The sequence below is a fragment of the Collinsella ihumii genome, from assembly GCF_900046475.1.
Taxonomy (GTDB): domain Bacteria; phylum Actinomycetota; class Coriobacteriia; order Coriobacteriales; family Coriobacteriaceae; genus Collinsella; species Collinsella ihumii.
This window is the reverse complement of the sequence record NZ_FCOU01000009.1, coordinates 161625-180516: the sequence shown is the minus strand read 5'-3', so window position 1 is coordinate 180516 and position 18892 is coordinate 161625. Positions and strand designations below refer to the sequence as shown.

Annotated in this window: 18 protein-coding genes; 15 read left to right on the top strand and 3 right to left on the bottom strand. The window is 58.6% G+C overall.

Annotated elements, in window-relative coordinates; all coding sequences use genetic code 11:
• Positions 1-63 precede the first annotated feature (63 nt).
• The 11 genes from BN3789_RS07520 (at position 64) to BN3789_RS07470 (ending at position 11265) form a co-directional block, all read left to right on the top strand.
• A complete protein-coding gene (locus BN3789_RS07520; RefSeq protein WP_066832318.1) occupies positions 64-714 on the top strand; it encodes a hypothetical protein in 651 nt (216 codons plus the stop codon).
• Complete coding sequence (locus BN3789_RS07515) at positions 707-1087, top strand: ATP-binding protein (protein ID WP_066832316.1); 381 nt, start codon at positions 707-709, stop codon at positions 1085-1087. The genes BN3789_RS07520 and BN3789_RS07515 overlap by 8 nt, the downstream gene beginning before the upstream one ends.
• Positions 1087-1878, top strand: a complete 792-nt coding sequence (locus BN3789_RS07510) for an RNA polymerase sigma factor SigF (RefSeq protein ID WP_066832313.1) — start codon at positions 1087-1089, stop codon at positions 1876-1878. The genes BN3789_RS07515 and BN3789_RS07510 overlap by 1 nt, the downstream gene beginning before the upstream one ends.
• Positions 1875-3254 (top strand): AI-2E family transporter, encoded by a 1380-nt coding sequence (locus BN3789_RS07505; protein WP_229254258.1) that lies wholly within the window; start codon positions 1875-1877, stop codon positions 3252-3254. The genes BN3789_RS07510 and BN3789_RS07505 overlap by 4 nt, the downstream gene beginning before the upstream one ends.
• A 266-nt stretch (positions 3255-3520) precedes the next feature.
• Positions 3521-6178: an alanine--tRNA ligase gene (alaS, locus tag BN3789_RS07500; RefSeq protein WP_066832310.1), complete on the top strand. Its 2658-nt coding sequence runs from the start codon at positions 3521-3523 to the stop codon at positions 6176-6178.
• Positions 6179-6181: 3 nt separating this feature from the next.
• On the top strand, positions 6182-6610 hold the full coding sequence (ruvX, locus tag BN3789_RS07495; protein ID WP_066832307.1) for a Holliday junction resolvase RuvX: 429 nt from the start codon (positions 6182-6184) through the stop codon (positions 6608-6610).
• Positions 6603-7892 (top strand): endolytic transglycosylase MltG, encoded by a 1290-nt coding sequence (gene mltG, locus BN3789_RS07490; protein ID WP_229254257.1) that lies wholly within the window; start codon positions 6603-6605, stop codon positions 7890-7892. Before ruvX ends, mltG begins: the two co-directional genes overlap by 8 nt.
• Positions 7889-8386 carry a YqeG family HAD IIIA-type phosphatase gene (locus BN3789_RS07485; protein ID WP_066832304.1) on the top strand — a complete coding sequence of 166 codons (498 nt, stop codon included), beginning with the start codon at positions 7889-7891 and terminating at the stop codon, positions 8384-8386. The genes mltG and BN3789_RS07485 overlap by 4 nt, the downstream gene beginning before the upstream one ends.
• A gap of 6 nt (positions 8387-8392) precedes the next feature.
• On the top strand, positions 8393-8926 hold the full coding sequence (locus tag BN3789_RS07480; RefSeq protein ID WP_066832301.1) for a shikimate kinase: 534 nt from the start codon (positions 8393-8395) through the stop codon (positions 8924-8926).
• Positions 8923-10041: a hypothetical protein gene (locus tag BN3789_RS07475; protein ID WP_066832298.1), complete on the top strand. Its 1119-nt coding sequence runs from the start codon at positions 8923-8925 to the stop codon at positions 10039-10041. The genes BN3789_RS07480 and BN3789_RS07475 overlap by 4 nt, the downstream gene beginning before the upstream one ends.
• Positions 10042-10134: 93 nt before the next feature.
• Positions 10135-11265 carry a M24 family metallopeptidase gene (locus BN3789_RS07470; protein ID WP_066832295.1) on the top strand — a complete coding sequence of 377 codons (1131 nt, stop codon included), beginning with the start codon at positions 10135-10137 and terminating at the stop codon, positions 11263-11265.
• A 990-nt stretch (positions 11266-12255) separates the two neighbouring features.
• Here BN3789_RS07470 and BN3789_RS07465 read toward each other — a convergent pair.
• The 3 genes from BN3789_RS07465 to BN3789_RS12725 all read right to left on the bottom strand — a co-directional run bounded on the left by BN3789_RS07465 (position 12256) and on the right by BN3789_RS12725 (position 13847).
• Positions 12256-12840 (bottom strand): hypothetical protein, encoded by a 585-nt coding sequence (locus tag BN3789_RS07465; protein WP_066832291.1) that lies wholly within the window; start codon positions 12838-12840, stop codon positions 12256-12258.
• Between the two features lie 17 nt (positions 12841-12857).
• On the bottom strand, positions 12858-13304 hold the full coding sequence (locus tag BN3789_RS12730) for a hypothetical protein (RefSeq protein ID WP_147569606.1): 447 nt from the start codon (positions 13302-13304) through the stop codon (positions 12858-12860).
• 87 nt (positions 13305-13391) lie between these two features.
• Complete coding sequence (locus BN3789_RS12725) at positions 13392-13847, bottom strand: hypothetical protein (protein WP_147569605.1); 456 nt, start codon at positions 13845-13847, stop codon at positions 13392-13394.
• 404 nt (positions 13848-14251) lie between these two features.
• Between BN3789_RS12725 and BN3789_RS07460 the strand changes: the two genes are divergently transcribed.
• The 4 genes from BN3789_RS07460 (at position 14252) to BN3789_RS07445 (ending at position 18891) form a co-directional block, all read left to right on the top strand.
• Positions 14252-16858, top strand: coding sequence for a LuxR C-terminal-related transcriptional regulator (locus tag BN3789_RS07460; RefSeq protein WP_161938987.1), 2607 nt, complete (start codon positions 14252-14254; stop codon positions 16856-16858).
• Positions 16859-16973: 115 nt separating this feature from the next.
• Positions 16974-17555, top strand: a complete 582-nt coding sequence (locus BN3789_RS07455) for a hypothetical protein (protein WP_147569603.1) — start codon at positions 16974-16976, stop codon at positions 17553-17555.
• Positions 17556-17797: 242 nt separating this feature from the next.
• The gene (gene efp / locus BN3789_RS07450) at positions 17798-18361 is read left to right on the top strand and encodes an elongation factor P (RefSeq protein WP_066832283.1); all 564 of its coding nucleotides are present in this window, start codon (positions 17798-17800) and stop codon (positions 18359-18361) included.
• A gap of 167 nt (positions 18362-18528) precedes the next feature.
• Complete coding sequence (locus tag BN3789_RS07445; protein ID WP_066832597.1) at positions 18529-18891, top strand: Asp23/Gls24 family envelope stress response protein; 363 nt, start codon at positions 18529-18531, stop codon at positions 18889-18891.
• Position 18892 lies beyond the last annotated feature (1 nt).

The following is an 18892-nucleotide window of genomic DNA, read 5'->3' as shown; positions in this document are numbered from 1 at the left end:
GTCGGGTAGTATCAGGTAAGGTGCCTCGGCCGAGGCACCTTGTCGCTATGTACAGGAGGCATCATGGAACCTCTGCAGATCGTGTTGATCGTGCTCGCCCTGGTGGGAGTCTGGGCCGTCATCGAGCTTGCGCTGACGTTGAGGCGCGCACGCTCCACCGTGTCGGCCATCGATAAGACGCTTGGCGACGTGCAGCCCGTCATTCAGCATATCGATTCGACTGTTGAAAGCGCGGCGCCGCTCGTCAAGAAGCTCGAGGTGACGGTTGACGAGATCAAGCCCGTGCTCGATCGTGTCAACGAGACGCTCGATGGGGCCCAGCCCGCCATTTCCCAGATCGAGCCGCTGCTCAAGCAGGGCAGCATCGCGGTCGAGGCGCTGTCGGCGGACCTGATCGAGGTCAACGGCGTGCTGCGCGACATCTCCGATGTGACGGCGGGGATGTCGAGCGCGTCCAACGCGGTGTCGAGCGTGGCCACCGCCGCAACCGAGCGCGTCCACAAGTTCTTCGGCAAGAACGCCGAGCCGCCCGCAACGGGGGAGCGCACCTTGACCGAGCAGACGGGGGAGCCGGCAGCGGTCTCGAGCGCAGACGAGCAGCGTGATGCTGTCGACGATGAGTCGCCGAAGCGCGCCGTGCCCCAGTATTACACCTATTCGGACGGCTCCGCCCCGGCGTCCGCCCCATCCACTCAGGAGGACACCAATGAATAATGCGCCAGCGCCTATTCGTTTGACCGTCTCCGCCGATCCGCATCTCGCACGGCTCGTACGCATGACGGCGGCAAACGTCGCTATGCTCAGCTCCATGTCGGTCGACCGGGTCGAAGACATCCGCATGGCCGCCGAGGAGGCATTCATCTACGCGTGCGCGGCGAAGCCCATGGGGGAGCTCCCCATCTCGTTCGAGGTCGACGACGAGCACGTCGCCATGACCTTCGAGCTCGGTGACGTCGCCTTCGATGAGATCTCCGTCGACACCGAGACCTCCGTGTACGCGGATCTGATCCTGGGCGCGGTGTGCGATTCCTACGAGAAGCGCGAGAACCCCTCCGCGCTACACCTGATGTTGAAAGCAGATGTGTAATGGCCGATAAGACCCCTTCGGGCAAGGCCGCATGGGATAAGGAGAAGACGCACGAGCTCTTCCGCCGTTACAAAGAGAACGGCGACATGGACGCCCGTGAAAAGCTCGTGATGTCCCATCTCAACCTGGTGCGGTTCCTTGCGAACAAGTTCAAAAACCGCGGCGAGCCGCTCGACGACCTCATGCAGGTCGGGTACCTCGGCCTGCTCAAGGCCATCGACCGCTTCGATCCCGATCGCGGCCTCGAGTTCACGACGTATGCGACCCCGACCATCCTGGGTGAGATCAAGCGCCACTTCCGCGACAAGGGTTGGAGCGTCCGTGTCCCGCGCCGCCTGCAGGAGCTTTCCGCGAAAGTGAACCAGGCGACCGATACGCTCACCACCCAGCTGCAGCGCTCCCCGACGGTCGACGAGATCGCCGACTATCTCGGTGCGTCGGCAGACGAGGTGCTGGAGGCCATGGAGTCCTCTTCCGCCTACACCTCGGTGCCGCTCGAGGCTCCCGGCAGCTCCGATTCCGAAGACACGCCGTCCGTCCTCGACCGCTACGCCTCCGAGGATAGCGCGCTGACCTTTACCGACGACCGCCTGGTCATCGAGGAGGCGCTCAAGTCCTTCTCGCCGCGCGAGCGCGAGGTCATCGAGATGCGCTTCTTGAAGGGCATGACCCAGATCGAGATCGCCGAGAAGCTCGGCGTGTCCCAGGTCCAGGTGTCGCGCCTGCTTCGCCGCACGCTCAAGAAGATCCAGGACAAGATCGATCCCGAAGGAGTCATGGGTAAGCGATGAGTTCCCACGTCGACATGCCCGGGCAAGACGATCGCGTCCTGCGCGACACCCGTCTGGCCGCCCTGAGAATCTGGGCCGTGGTCGGTCTGCTCGTTATCGGAGCCATGCTGCTGAACGTCATCGGCGTGCTCGGGCCCGTCGTCGAGTTTCTGGCGATCGGCTCCCTGATCGCGTTCGTGGCATCGCCCATCGTGAACACCCTTGAGCACCGCGGGATCCCTCGCGGCTTCGGGGCGCTCATCGGCCTGCTCGTCGTCATAGCCGCGGTCATCTTGATGTTCACGCTGCTTCTGCCCATGCTCGTGGAGCAGCTCGTCGACGTGCTCAACCAGATGCCGCGGTATTTCTCCTCGCTGTCCGCATGGATTCAGGATCTGATCAGCAACTTCCGCTCGCTCACGTCCTCCGATATGTTCAGCGGGCTGAACGACCTGCTCTCCTCGCTGCAAAGCACCGCCACCAGCTTCGTGACGGACCTTGCGGCGGAGCTCGGTCGCGGCGTGATGCCCGCGATCGGCGGCTTCGCCAACACGCTGTTCACGGTGTTCCTCGGGCTGGTGCTCGCGTACTGGCTCGCGCGCGACTACCCCAAGATCCACGGCGAGATCGGTTTTGCGCTCGGCGACAGCAAGGAGGACGACTACCGGTTCATCGTGGCGATCCTGTCCCGCTCGGTCGGCGGCTACATGCGCTCGCAGGTCATCACCTCGATCATCAACGGCGTTATCGTGTTCGTGGGGCTGCTCGTGATCGGGCACCCGTACGCGGGGTTGATGGGCGTGCTGACGGCGCTGTTCCACCTGATACCCGTCGTCGGCCCCGTGTTCTCGGCGTTCATCGCCGTGCTGATCGCGTTTTTCTACGGTCCGGCGAAGGCCCTGTGGACGCTCGTGCTCGTCGTCATCGCGCAGAACGTCACCGATAACGTGCTCAGCCCGAAGATCATGCAGTCGACCGTCCAGGTGCATCCCGCCATGAGCTTGTCCGCCATCGTGATCGGCTCGGCCCTGATGGGGCCGCTCGGCATGGTCATCGCCATTCCTCTGTGCGCGGCGCTCAAGGGTCTGTTCATCTTCTACTTCGAGAAGAACACGAAGCGGCAGCTCGTTAATTACGATGGCGCCATCTTCCAGGGCACGCCGTATCGCGATGAGCAGGGGAATCCCGTCCCCGCCTTCGACGCCCTGGGCGACGACAGCTTCGTCGCCGATTCCGAGCTGCTTCCCGACGACGTCATCTCCGACGCGACGGCGCTGCCCAAGCCCGAGCTCGACAACCCGTGGGCCAAGCTCTCTGAGCTCGTGCCCTTCGGCATGCCGGACGACCTGGCGGACAAGAAAGACTCCGAACACAAGGAGGACCGGCCGCAGCATTAGGCTTCGACCCTCTTGGGTGCTTTCGGATGAATGCGGTATCAGCATGAGCCCTTGGTAGCTTGCATACCAAGGGCTCATTGCGTTCTGCGAAGTTGCCGGCGCTATCGATGCCTGGGGCTAAGCTTCTTGGATCCGCCCTGTTCCCATCGCCCGTCCGTCATGGTGCTTTTGTTCCCTGCGGCCCAAGCTTATCCGATGCGTGCAATGTCTGCTAAGCTATGTGCGTTTACGCCTATCTGACGCATATGAACCAAGGAGAATGCGACATGACCGCTGCTGTTCCCACCATGACTACCGCGGAGATTCGCTCTGCGTTCCTCAAGTTCTTCGAGGATCGCGGCTGCAAGCTGTTCCCCAGCTCTTCGCTGATCCCCGATGATCCCTCCCTGCTGCTCGTCAACGCGGGCATGAACCAGTTCAAGCAGTACTACCAGGGCAAGAAGACCATGCACGAGATCGGCGCCACGTCGTGCCAGAAGTGCGTGCGCACCAACGACATCGACATCATCGGGTGCGATGGCCGCCACGCGTCCTTCTTCGAGATGCTCGGCAACTTCTCCTTCGGTGGCGTCAGCAAGCAACAGGCCTGCGCGTGGGCCCTCGAGCTCTCCACGGAGGTGTTCCACCTTCCCATCGAGCGCCTGTACTTCACCGTCTTCACCGACGACGACGAGACCTATGACATCTGGCGCTCCTTGGGCGTCGAGGAGAGCCATATCTCCCGACTCGGCGAGGACGATAACTTCTGGGCGGCCGGTCCCACCGGCCCCTGCGGCCCGTGCTCCGAGATCTACTACGACATGGGCGAGGACGTGGGCTGCGGTCGTCCGGACTGCGCGCCCGGCTGCGACTGCGATCGCTTCCTCGAGTACTGGAACCTCGTGTTCACGCAGTTCGATCGCCAGGAGGACGGCTCCATGCCCGAGCTGCCCCACCGCAACCTCGACACCGGCATGGGCCTGGAGCGCATGAGCGCCATCATGCAGGGCAAGACCTCCTTCTTCGACGGCGACATCATGCAGGGTCTCATCAAGCTGGGCGAGGAGATCTCCGGCGCGACTTATGTGAGCGACGACTATGTCGGCGCGAGCCGCTCCCTGCGCATCATCGCCGACCATGCGCGCTCCGTCGACTTCATGATCTCCGACGGCATCCTGCCGGGCAACGAGGGCCGCGGCTACGTGCTGCGCCGCCTGCTCCGTCGCGCTGTCTTCCACGGCCGCCTGCTCGGCGTGACCGAGCCGTTCCTCGCGCGCTTCATCGACCGCGTGAACGAGCTCATGGGCGATGCCTATCCCGAGTTGCTGAAGAACGTCACGCTCGTCAAGGGCATCGTCAACGCCGAGGAGGAGCGTTTCTCCACGACGCTCGACAACGGCCGCGTCTACCTCGACGACGCTCTCGCCAAGCTGGGTGAGGGCGAGACGCTGGACGGCGCCTCCGCCTTCATGCTGCACGATACCTTCGGATTCCCCATCGACCTGACGGTGGAGATTGCTGAGGGCGCCGGCCATACGGTCGACATCGAGGGCTTCAATCGCGAGATGGAGGCCCAGCGCGAGCGTGCGCGCGCCAACGTCAAGGGCGACGCGTGGGGCACGTTCAACGACGTCTGGACCGAGCTCACCGATGAGATCGCCGAGACCGAGTTCGTCGGCTACGACGCGGACCGCATCGAGGACGCGCGCGTCGTCGCGATCGTTTCCGGCGGCGAGTCCGTGGCCCATGCGGACGCCGGCCAGGAGGTCGACGTCGTGCTCGACCGCACGCCGTTCTACGCCGAGATGGGCGGTCAGGTCGGCGATTCTGGCCACATCGCCTCCGACGCGTGCGCGCTCGCGGTTTCCGATACCCGTGCCCATCACGGCCTGTACGCCCACCACGGCGTCGTCGGCGAGGGCACCATCTCGGTGGGCGACGGCGTCCTTGCCGCCATCGACGTTGACCGCCGTGAGCTCATCCGCCGCAACCACACCGCGACTCACCTGCTTGATGCTGCGCTCAAGCAGGTGCTCGGCGATCACGTCAACCAGGCGGGATCCCAGCTCGACGACCACCGTCTGCGTTTCGACTTCACGCACTTCGAGGCCGTCTCCACCGACGAGCTCGCCCGCATCGAGGATATTGTCAACCGCGAGATCTTCGCCGCCAAGCCGGTCGTCACGCGCGTCATGAGCATCGACGAGGCGCGCGCCTCCGGTGCCGTCGCGCTGTTCGGCGAGAAGTACGGCGACGTCGTCCGCGTCGTGTCCGTGGGCGAGGAGGAGCGTCCCTTCTCCCGCGAGCTGTGCGGCGGCACGCATGCCCGCAACACCGCGGAAATCGGCCTGTTCCGCATCGTCTCCGAGTCCTCGACGGGAAGCAACGTCCGTCGCATCGAGGCGGTGACGAGCATGGGCGCCATGAAGTATCTCGAGGAGAAGGAGCGGATGCTCTCGCAGGCGGCCTCTGCGCTCAAGTGCCGTGACGACGAGGTCGTCGATCGCGTCGCCGCGCTGCAGCAGAGCCTGCACGACGCCAACCAGAAGCTCAAAGCCGCGCTGACCGGCGGCGCCTCCGATGCGATCGGCTCCGCGGTGGACAACGCGCAGGACATGGGCTCCTACAAGCTCGTGATCGCCCAGCTGAGCGGCCTTGAGGGCGCTGAGCTCCGCAACGTGTGGGACACCATCCGCCAGAAGGTCGCCGGCCCTGCCGCATGCGTGCTCGCGACGGTCACCGAGAAGGGCACGCCCGCGCTTCTCGCCGCCGCCACCGACGAGGCTGTCGCCGCCGGGTTCAAGGCGGGCGACGTCATCAAGGCGATCGCTCCGTGCGTCGACGGACGCGGCGGCGGTCGTCCGACCATGGCCCAGGCCGGCGGCAAGGACGCATCCGGCATCCAGGCCGCGCTCGATGCGGCTCGCGCCCAGCTCGGCCTGTAGACCATGGTCGCGCTCGCGCTCGACATAGGGCAGGTCCGTATCGGCATCGCCGTGTCCGACCGGAGCGGTCGCGTGGCGCTGCCCGTCAAGGTCCTTCCGGCCATCGAGGTCACCTCGATGGCCCGGAGCTTCAGGCAGATCGTCGAGGATCACGAACCCGATATCATCGTCTGCGGCCGTCCGCAGACGATGGCGGGGGAGGACGGACCCCAAGCCGAGCGCGTTATCTCGGTCGGTCGCCAGATCGCCGATGCCCTGGACCTGCCCCTCGTCTTTGCCGACGAGCGGTTGAGCTCGCGCGAGGCCAAGCGCATCTTGCGTGAAAACGGCCTTTCGGAGCGAAAGATGCGCGGCAAGGTTGACATGGTCGCCGCCTCGCTGATCCTGCAGGCGTGGCTCGATGCCCAGAACGGAAAGGACGACTGTGCCTAACGAGAATTCCGGCGATTCGCGTCGTCGCACGCATACTCAGCCGGGCTCCCCTCGAGCGGCCCGTCCCGCCTCGGGCGGTACGCGGTTCCGCTCTGCGGGCGCCCAGCCTGCCGCCGCCAATCGCCAGCAGGCGTCTGGAACTAGGTTCCGCACGTCCCCGACTCAGGCGCGGCCGAATCCGCGTCCCGTGCAGCCTGCGACGCGTTCCCGATACGCCGCTCAGTCGTCCTCTGCGCGCCGAGGCGGATCGCCGATCAAGGTCATCGTCGGCATCGTCGTCGCCCTGGCCGCGGTCGCCGCCCTCGTGTTCGTGGTCGTCCCCCGTGTTTCCGAGCTTCTCGGGGGCGGGCAGCCTGCCGTCGAGGCCGGGCAGGAGGTGCAGCTCACGATCCCTGAGGGCGCATCGGGAGACGACATCGCCGCCATCCTCGCCCAGAACCACATCATCGACAACCCGAAGGATTATTACGCCGCCGTGAACCGGCTCGATGCATCGATGTCGCTCAAACCGGGCGATTACATCCTGTATACCGGCCAGGATCCCGAAGAGGTCGTCCAGCAGCTTGTCGACGGACCCAACGTCGAGGGCAACAAGATCACTATCCAGGAGGGCCTGACCGTCGCGCAGACGGCGGCGCGCGTCGAGGAGACGTTCGGCATCCCCGCCGACGAGTTCATCGCTCAGGCTAAGGCGTCCAACTACGCGGCTGACTACCCGTTTTTGGAGGGCGCGTACGACGACTCGCTCGAAGGGTACCTGTATCCCAAGACCTATTCCTTCACGGATGTCCCGACCGCCGATGAGATCATCCGGGCGCAGCTCGATCAGTTCGTGACCGAGACCTCGTCGTTGGATCTGAACGCGGGCCCCTCGGGCCTGACTGCGCAGCAGATCGTCACGATGGCGTCTCTGATCGAGCGCGAGACCGCCGTGGAGTCCGAGCGCCCCACGGTCGCGAGCGTCATCTACAACCGTCTCGCCATCGATATGCCGCTTCAGATCGATGCGGCCATCGTCTATGCGCGCGGGGGCGGCAGCGATCCGGTCACCTACAGCGACCTTGAGATCGATTCCCCCTACAACGTCTATACGAATTACGGCCTGACCCCTGGTCCCATCTGCAGCCCGAGCATCTCCTCCATCTCGGCTGCGCTGAACCCCGATGACACCGACTACCTGTACTACGTGGCCTCGGCCGCAGGCGACGGGTCCCATAAGTTCAGCTCCGACTACGAGCAGTTCGAGGCCGACAGCGAGGAATACGCGGAGTCGCTGCAATGAGGATCTTTTCACCGAAACGCTACGTAGCCTCTGTCGACCGCATCGACCTGGATGAGCTCTGGGCTCAGGGCAAGCGGGCCATCATGCTCGATCGCGACAACACGCTGGTTCCCCGAGACCGCAAGACGGCTCCTGCGGAGATATGCGCATGGCTCGATCGTGCTCGCGACAAGGGGTTCGCGCTCTACATGGTTTCCAACAACTGGCATCGCGATCAGGTCATGCGGTCTGCGTCCGAGCTCGGCTTGGATGCCATCAGCCATGCCATGAAGCCCGCCCCCTTCGCGTTGCGTGCGGCGCTCAGGCGCATGGGCCGCACCGCCGAGGAGGCCGTGCTCATCGGCGATCAGCTGTATACCGATGTCTGGGCCGGCAACTTCGCCGGCGTGGACACGATTCTCGTGAAGCCGCAAACCGAGGTCGACCTGTGGTACACGCAGATCTTCCGCATCTTCGAGCGTCGCGCGCTGCGCGATCTTACGTGCGAGGAGTAGGCGGTCATGACGGGCACGATGAAACGGGGGTGTGACCACATCTTCTTCGTCGGATTCCTCGGCGCGGGAAAATCGACCCTCGCGCGGAATCTCGGCATGCTGTTCAATCGACGCTACGTCGATACCGATCGGCTTGTCGAGCGGCGGCGAGGACTGTCGGTCTCCCGAATCTTCGAGCTCGAGGGCGAGCAGGCGTTCCGCCAGCTGGAGACCGAGGCGCTGGGTTCTTTGGCATGCGACCGCAGCCTACTCGTCTCCTGTGGGGGCGGCATCGTCGAGACGCCGTGCAACATCGAGCTCATCAACCAGATGGGCTACTGCGTGTACCTCGATGGCGATATCGACGATTCCCTGCGACAGATCAGGCGCCGCGACACGAGGCCGGACTTTCGCTCGGATGAGCACGCCGCGCGCCTGCTCGAGCATCGTCGGCCCCTGTATCAGCAGGCCGCGGACTTCACGGTCGACATACGCGGCAAATCGTTCAAGGAAGTTACCTATCTCTGTGCAGAAATGCTTTTGGAGCGTGGATTGTTATGACCATTCGGCGTCAGCTGGTGAACTTTGGTAAGACGTGCACCGATTTCCGCATCGGGTCCGGTGCCCTTGAGGACCTCCCGCGGCTCATCAAGAGCATCGCGGGGGAGCCTAAACGCGCGCTGCTGGTGCATGATGCGCTTCCCTCCGAGGAGGACCTCGAGTGCGTCAGGCGCGCGCTGGTGGACACCGGGTACTCCGTCGAGTTCATGTCTTTGGCATGTGTGCCCTCCATCGCATCGATCGAGACCGCGCAGCGCGTCTTCGCCACGATGGAATCCTGTCACATCACCGCCGACGACCTGCTCGTCGCTGTCGGCGGGGTAGAGGTGTGCTCGGTCGTGTCCTTCTGCACGCGGACCTGGTGCTCGGGCACCTCGGCTCTCGCCATCCCCTTCACGCTCGACGCCATGTGCACGATCTCCACGTCCATGCGCGCCCTCGATGCCGGCTCCTCCCGCGAGATGATCTCTATCCAGCCCGGATGGGACATGATCGTCTGCGATATCGATCTTGTCGTCGGCAAGGCCATCGATCAGGTCGGCATGGGGTATGCACTGTTGCTTTCCTCCGCGTTCGCGCAATCCCGCCGCATCTGGGATCAGTTCGCCGAGAAGATCGACGGTATCGTCGACGGCGTCGAGATCCCCCTGATCGACGCGCTGTGCAATACCCAGACGGCCCGCGCCTCCGCGGTTCGCTCGGCAAACCCCTCGGCGCGCAACGCCGTGAATTACGGCGTGACGACGATGCATGCGCTGCGCGCGTGCCTGGGGGATGACGTGCCCGACTATCTCCTGTACGCCGAGGGCCTGCGATTCGAGGCGCGCCTTGCGCATGATGCGTGCGGTCTCGACGTCGATCTTGTTTTCGAGCAGGACGACCGCCTGGATGACCTGGGGATCGAGGAGCTGCCGTTCAAGCTCGACGTCGATCGGTTCATCGCGGCGCTCCACGATGCGCGGTTCGTCCGCTCGAATCGCTTCATGCTCTCCCTGCCGAAGAATCCCGGTTCCATCCGCCTCTCCAAGGTTGACGAGGACATCCTGCGTCGCCATGCCGAGGCGTATCTGGCGTCGCGTGCAGAGCTGCTTGAGGAAGAAGAGGATGCGGAGTAACCCCAAGGGCTCTCTTCCAATCTGGCGGGTGCAAGCGTTCAACAGAGGGTGTAGTATGTCGAGCGGTAACGGTACTCGTGAAAGGAGCGGTCTATGACCGACATTCAGAATGGCCCCGCGGGCCGTATCGCTCGTCTTCGCTCGCTGATGGAAGAGCGCGGCTATGATGCGGTCGTCGTGCGCGACGAGGCGAATCTCCGCTGGCTGACCGGCGCGATGGGCGTGTTCGACTACACCTTCGAGTTTCCCCACGCGGCCTTCATCACCCATGACGCCTGCTATCTGCACACCGATTCTCGCTACTACAACAGCTTTGCCGAGAATTTGCCCGAGGGCAGTCCCTGGCAGGTCGACATGGACGGCTTCGATATCCCCGGTTGGGTCGCCCAGCATGCGCTGGAGTCCCGCAGCCGTGTCATCGCCATCGAGGACGACATGCAGCTGTCGTTCTACCAGGGCATCCTGCGTGGTCTCGAAGATCGCTCCATCGCCGCGTCGCTGCCTCAGATGCACGGCGATATCCGCCGCATGCGCGCGATCAAGGATGCCGAGGAGATCGAGCTCATGCGCCATGCGCAGTCGATCACCGATCTTGCGTTCCAGCATATGCTCGACTACATCAAGCCCGGTCTGACCGAAAAGCAGATCCGCACCGAGCTCGAGAGCTTCATGTTCAACAACGGCGCCGATTCGCTGGCGTTCGGCTCGATCGTTGCGAGCGGTCCCAACACGGCCAACCCGCACGCGGTGCCCAGCGACCGCGTGGTCCGGAAGGGCGATTTCGTCCTGATGGACTATGGTGCGGGGTATCGCGACTACCGCAGCGACATGACGCGTACCGTCGTTTTGGGCGAGCCCACCGACGAGCAGCGCAAGATCTACGACCTTGTGCAGCGCACGCATGAGGAGTGCGTCAAGGCGATCCACGGCGGCGTGGACGGCAGCGACATCCATAACCTGTCGGTGAAGATCATCTCCGATGCAGGCTACGGCGACTACTACGGCCATGGTCTGGGCCACGGCGTGGGCATCGATATCCATGAGCTGCCGAATTTCGGCCGCAAGTCCAACATCGTGGAGGCCGGCGCCGTCATCACGGTCGAGCCCGGCGTGTACCTGCCCGGTGTGGGCGGCGTTCGCCTGGAGGACTTCGGCCTGGTCACCGAGGACGGTTTCGAGCCGTTCACCGCAAGCCCGCATGAGCTCCAGATCATCGACTGCTAAATCTTCTCTGTTCATATAGGTGACGGGAGCCCCTCATACGGTGTCTTTTGATGAGGGGCTCCCGTTACTTCGTTAAAACTTGAGGCTATTTATGGCCTCTTATCACGAAGTATCTTATACCGCATACCAAGAAGGCGCATTCCAGTATCCATCTTATCGCTGAAAGTATTGCACTGAGATCTAGAGCCATAATGTCATTTAGCATCGTATTACCATCACCCACTGAAGCTACCCTGCTCATCGTGTTAGAGATGGACGGTCTTACCCTAATCAGAGGATGAGACCGCCTTGATTCAAATCGCATTACTCTCGGTTATCCCAAGTCAGTTTCGTTAGCGAACATCGACTTTCTTAAATCCTAACATTAGCTGTATTTGTATCGCTATAGAACTCAACGTACGGAGTCAAATACTTGTAAACGGGATGATGGACTCCGTCGTTGAAAGTAAGGTATATGCTCATCGTCGCAGCAATGGTAGTCCTCATATCCAAGGATGTGTATTCTACGTTGTCTAATCTAACAGTAGTGCTGGTATTTGCGGGTGCAGCACCTATCGAATAAACCTGCGCGACGTATTTTCCATTTGCAGAGTAATCAGAATTATAAGAACAATAGAAAAGCACCCGCGCCTTCGCTAGTACGTATCCGACATCGATATCGACCGTTGTCTGCATTGTCTCACCGACTCGTGGCTGAATTCCACTTACATCATTACTAGCGATGGTAAGTATGGGGGAGCCTTCACGTTCTGCTTCACGTACCGCGTCCTCCCAACTGGATCTATGTTGAATACCCCGTCTTTCTGTTGCATATGCTAGGGATGGTTTGAGCACGCATGTTGCACCAAAGGTAACGAGGGCCAATGCTCCTCTCCTTGAGATTATATCGTTGGATATATAGTCTTTATTGGTCATTGTGTCAACCAATCTATGTTGTAATATATGAGCACTAGTAGTTATTCAAACAATTAATAGCATGGGTACGACGATTTAGCCCACTGAGAACTCTCCGATTACAGTTTCGCCGTCAACGTCATAAACTGGAATTGTTGCCTCAGTAACTTTCAGGGCCTCATTGAATTCTTTTTCAAGTTCGGGATTGACTGCTAGCGTATCGCTGAACCTTTGGACATCGTCTTCTTCTGGTGCTGCATAAGGGTTGGACAGCTCTTCTGCTTGTGCGATTACGCTATCCGCCCTTTCTTTAGAAATGATTCCATCCGCAATCAAGTAATCAAGACGGTCTCTCAGCGCTTGTACTTGATTCTGCTCTTTTTCAATTTGTTGTTCTACTGCCTCAGCTGGTGATGACGCTACGCCTTCTGCTGAATGCAGGTCTTCTTTCTTTACATACCCCTCTTTTCCGTTTGAGGCCTGGACAAGGATTAAGTCGGGTTCGCTCTCATAGTCAGCTGCCAAGGTAGCCGATCCAAATGTCTGCCCATCGTTGTTAATTCCATATGTTGAAGAGAAGCTTGCATCGGCGTGTTGCATGACTGATGTCATCAATACATATAGCGCAATGGCTGTCGATGCTCCTACGGCACAGATTGCCATCTTCTTCTGCTTAATCATCGTTACCCTCATTTCCATCATGATTCAATGGTTTGGTTAGGGGATCTATTGGAAGTGAAAGAGGTATAGCCATTTCCGTTCCATCCAGAAGACATTCCATAAGAGTAGTAACTCGTTCCTACTGCACCGTCATAAGCGGCTGTTGTTACAAACTCATCGGCCTTTGAAAGATAATTCGCGTTATATCCCCATCCAGTACTGTCCATAAGCGCTCCCGAGTTGTTGTAAAGTCTTGCAAGGCAACCGATATGACCTGCGTTAACCGCGGTTGTAGCACAGTATGCTGACTGGAACGCCCAAGCCCAATTGCTTGTTACTACCGACGAGCGGGCAACGATTGTCTTCCCGCTTATCGTTTTTGCAGTTACATTTCCGTTGGCTCTTCCAGCAAATGCAATTTGCGGAATGGTTAATGATGCTAGAAGTGTCACGATTATTCCTAATGGATACAAGTAGCGTTTCATCCATACACCTCCACTTCCTTATGTCGATTGGATATATTGCTGATGGGCCTATGGAATCGGTAGCTCCCTTCTTTTGATCTGATTGGCCTACCAGCTAAACATAGCTAGCTGATCTGCGGTGACAGTTATATGTGGATCGGATTGCTTTGTAAAAAGAAAATAATATCTTCCTGCAGGAACATTTAACCAAGAAACGTTTGTATAGCCTTGGTAACTAATGCTGCGCGCACCCATTTCGACACCGGTTGATGAAACTAGAGAAACCCTGAATACTCCGGCTATGGGTGCACTGCAAGTTAGTTCAATTCCAATGTTGCTGCCATCAAAGTATTTCGTTGCAGTTTGTTTCTTTCCATATGAAATCGAAAAACTTTCTCCATACCAGCTGTAGGGAGAGATTTGCGTCATATGAATCATGGGTTCAGTTACTTCTTGAATCTGAGTTATATCTGCTGCCGTAGCAACATTCGGCATACACCCAGCGGCAAGGATAAACCCTGCGGTAACGATTTTTGCTTGGATGGACTTCCACTCAGTGATCATTGTTCTTCACCCTTTGCATGAACAGTAGCGATCAAAGTATTTCGAATGATTACCGCTGAAAGGGGCGGTGGATACAACAGTGCTTATATAATTTAAGCAAATAAGGCTGTTGTATGCTTTTAACTGCGAAAACCTGAATGAAGACCTTGAAGAGAAATCGGCTTTTCCGCTTATGAGTGCCAAGCTTTATGATATGCTTCTCCGCATGACACATGTATAGTTCCAAGCTAGGATGATGGTTTTTCAGCGATACCGGGTCCTGAGTCTCCTTTTGCGATTAGTTCCGAATGGGGAAGGAACACAAATTGTTTCCTTGCCCGAAATGCTCCATAAGGAGTCAGCTTCCTTTTGGGGCGCATGATATAGTCGAGGCAATGGGGCAACATGGGGCGGATGGAGGGGCTATGCGACCAAAAGTAGCGGCAATCATCCTCTTCTGCGCATGTATACTGCTCGCAACACCGCACCATGCGATTCTCTTCTCGCGAGATGTCGTCATGTACGCTGATCTGGCACCCGGATTTCCCGTGCTCTGCTGTACTGCCGTGGCGCTTGGGTCCTTCATTTCGCACATCGACGCTTCTCAAGGATATAGATTCCTGCGAACTCATTTCAAAGCTCTGCTTATCGCGATGTTTGCGTTCACCTGCATGGCTGCCCTCCATGCGCTCGCAACATTGTGTAGTGTGCTTTTGGGGCGGGATGTCGATGCATTTTCCACCGTGTATATTCAGTCAGCGCTTTCATTCACCTCCTTTCTCCTCTTCTCTCTTGCATGCAGTCGGCTTCGAACGGGTTGTATACGACCTCACTCAGATACTTGTCGAGAAGCAAGGGAACAACGCAATGGGCGACAGATTCTCAGTATCTGTTTATCGTTTGCGGCGGGAATTGCCGGCATCGTTGGATGGTGTGCCCTGTGTATCGGATCTTCAATGATTCCGAGGTATCAATATGTGACGGCTTTAATAGCTCAGTGCGCACTTGCCCTGGTCATCATCCTTCTCGAGATTGTTCGTCAACGCTGTGCATCGTTGTCGGTGCTCCGATGGCAGTTTGCTTCTCGGTTTTCCGGTATTGTCGCAGGTTGGATCTACCTTGTAGCATATATGCCCCTGATCACGATGAGCGCGTCTGAAGGTTTGGCGTTGAGTATCCTGTCGATCGTGCTCACACTTATCGATGCACTAATAATTCGAACAACAAAAGCATCCTTTGAACATGAGCATATTTGCTGCAGGGACCTCACGCACGATGAAGCCCATCGATCGCGGATCCAGGAAGATGAGTTTTCGAGCAATGATCGCGGTGATCAACTACTGGACAGTCGGCTTGATAGCGCCCGCACGTGGCTGCAGAGCACCTTTCCGGACTCACCGTTATCGAAGGGCGAAATCACCTGCCTAGCCAATGCGCTCTGTGGACTCTCGTCATCCGAATCTGCCGCAATCCAGAATATCAAGGCTGCAACGGTTCGTTCGTATCTCAGCCATGCGTACAAGAAGCTAAGGGTTGAATCGCTGTCTGTCTTGAAGGAGGCCTATCTTGCCGCGATCGATGATATCGATAACGAGAAAACTTTGGCGGTGCAACAGGAGTCGAACCAGACGCGCCGGACTTCCTCACTGGTTCCTGCGTTTGTTAGAACAGCATCGCTCGGACTGTTAAGCGTACTTGTTTTCATCATTCCAGCACCGTGGATGGTCATGAGAGGCTGGTGCGTAAGCAATGCGATGGCGGCCGGAGCGCTTCTTGCCGTCGCAGCGCTTGGTGCCGGCCGCTTCTCCCTTTCTCAATGGCGAAACGGCCAAGTATGCCACCGGTTACACATGGTGTGCCTGGCGGTGCTGTTCATTTCTATTGCAGTCATCGTTTCATATACCGTGATGTTTTCCTTGCAACCACAATTTGCATGGAGCTTCCCGCTGATATCTAGCGTTGCCGTAGGGCTGTGCACTGCGGCGCTTTTGGGTCTCGTGGTGCAATCTCCCACATCAACGATTGAGGCCCCACGATACAACTGGAGCCCGGCAAAGTTTTTCGTTTTTGCGCTTGCAGCGCTCGTGCTCGGATCCCTCTCTTCGATCACCTGGGCACTCGTAGTATCGCTGCTCTGCATCATGGAGATATGGGATGGCGTGGTTCGCATAATGCATTCTCATGTGGATGTGCGAACTATTCAAAATGCACGACGTCAACAGCATAGCTCGCGTGCAGTAACGCCTCGTAGGGATGTCGCCTTGCAGGTGGCCGGCGGTCTTCTCGTAGGATTTCTCATCCAGGAATCGTGGCACTTCTTCAGCTCGTATTCTTCGAGATTGTTCGAATTTCCAGCAATCGTCATCTTCGGTGTCGGTTTGTTTCGTCGTGCCGATCGTGTCATTCACGTCTCTGAGCTTCCCGCATCGTTGCGCATCCTTGCCATCGCGCTGGCCTGTGCTCTGTGCGTCGTTCAAAGCGAGTTGTTAACGGGGTGTTTGGCGCTGGTTGTCCTGTTGGCCGACATCGTGTTATCGACATCCAACCGTGTTGAAGGGCACTGTTCATCTAGAATTCTTGGCATTTGGGCTTTAGTGTTCGGAATCCTCTTTGGAACGCTCTTAGAAAACGCAATGGGTGTGGTAGCTGTTTATAGTGCCGAACACGGTCAGACATTTCCGCTCGTGCTCGACACGGGTGCAAGGGCATTCCTTATCGGATTAAGCACGCTCGTTCTTTCATGTATCGTTACGCTCGACCTAGAAGCAAGACGGCATGAGGTTTCCGAATACGCACCTCAAAATGCCGATCGCGTGCGATCCTATCTGATTGGGCGTGGACTAAATATCACGCAAGCTGAAGTCACCGTTCTCATAGCGCGCGGCTATTCGGGACCGACGATAGCACGCAAGCTCACCTATTCGCTTGGAACGGTTAATGCTGCACGAAGAGAAGCATATTTGAAGCTCGGTGTGCATTCGAAAGGCGAACTCAAAATCCTTCTTGCCGAACATGTAGATTTTCGCTGCTAGAAGGCTGCAACACCCATTATCCAAAACAGCATACAAACTGTTGCAGCAGGCTGTGCAAAATTCGGAAATCATTCCTGTTGAGATGGTAACCGATCGTAAAGAATAGAGGTGCGTCATGCTTAAGACTAAGAAATCGGTTGCGGCCACTGCTATAACTACCGTAGGCGTTGCAGGCGCCCTTCTGGGCTCGATAGCCGCGCAAGCTGATGCGAATCCATCAACATCTTATGCCGTCAATAGCGACGGTAAGACATTCGGTTCAGCAAGCTTGGCGTCGTCATACGAGAACGAACCAGATATGATTCTCGTCCAAGCAACAAACGGAAAAGAAGGCTTTGTCAAAAAGGAAGATCTTCATGCTGCCGAGGGAATGGCATCCACGCCTTCTGAGGCGGTAGCCATGCAAGTGGATCGTGAACAGCGGATAGAACGGGCCTTGGACTCCGAGCTTGATGCGCTCATGTCCGAGGGGAGCATATCTGAGCAGACGGCAGATGGATTTACCGCCCAAGTTGATAGAGCGCTTTCTACTGACGGCTTAGCCGATGCAAGCGACATCGAGCAGCTCCTGGCCACATTGGTTGACAATCCCGATCTTGAGCGCGCTTATCACGATGCTCTGAGCTCTGTTGAGACTTGCATTCCGGTATACGACGCGGACGGGACTACGGTGATTGGCGAGTTTTCTGTAGGATGACGGGCTCGTAGCCACGAGTAGGAACGCGTCCCAAACTGGCATGATTCTAAATGGGATGCTTGATATGAGACATGCGAACATGTTCCAAAAGCGCTCGCCCAAGGGTGTCCTCAATTTGCAACAAGTGCATGCGGAGGGTACGTCCCCGATATGCACAGCTCTTATTGGGACTTTTTGCGCAGGGCTGTGACTGGGCGTATACTGTTACAGTTCGCTGTATCACATGAGAAAGGCTCATATCCATGGCTTCGATCACCACTGCCGATTTCAAGAACGGCCTCGGCCTTCGCATCAAGGACAAGGTCTGCACCATCGTTGAGTTCCAGCACGTCAAGCCGGGCAAGGGCGGCGCCTTCGTCCGCTACAAGACCAAGGACATCAAGACCGGTCGCGTCGTCGAGAACACCTGCAACGCCGGCTCCAAGTTCGAGAGCGTGACGCTGACCACCACCGAGATGCAGTATCTCTACAACGACGGCGATCACTACTACTTCATGAACATGGAGACCTACGACCAGGTCCCCGTGCCCGTAGACTTCATCGGCGACAACTCCAAGTGGCTCAAGGAGAACGACGTCTGCCAGCTGCTCTACGCCGATGACGAGCTCATGGGCGTGAATCCGCCGATGTTCATCGAGGTCGAGGTCACCGAGACCGACCCCGGCTTCAAGGGCGATACCGTCCAGGGCGGCACCAAGCCGGCCGTCATCGAGACCGGTGCCACCGTTCAGGTCCCGATGTACCTCAACGTCGGCGAGAAGATCAAGGTCGACACCCGCGACGGCAAGTTCGTCTCCCGCGTCTAGTCGATCGTCCGATCAGCCAGATTGCACGAGGGCGGGGTCGCGCACCCCGCCCTTTTTTCGTTGCGTGGCCGATGTCCGCGTCCCAACGGTGTCGATATGGGGTATCGTGTACACTGGTTCGTAACGTGGAACCTGCCCGCATTCCGTTGCATGAAATGGGTGAGAACATGTCTGAAGAGATCAAGATCGACGGTATCGCCATCGCGCCCGAGGTGCTGTCCATTATCGTCTCCCATGTTGTCGAGGAGGTCGAGGGCGTCGCCTCCGTTGGCGTGAGGGATCTGGCCACGAATCTCGTGTCGATGTTTTCCGCCAAGAGCGCCGCACCCGCGCTGCCGCCCATCGAGGCCGAGGTTGAGGACAACAAGCTGCACCTGACCGTGCGCGTCACGGTGTTCTTCGGCTATCCCTTCAAGAAGCTCGCCGAAGCCATCCGCGCCGCTACGGTCAAGGCCATCGATGCTCAGATCGGCGTCGAGGTCGCTGCGGTCGACGTCTGCATCGACGGTCTGGTGTTTCCCAAGGAGTAAC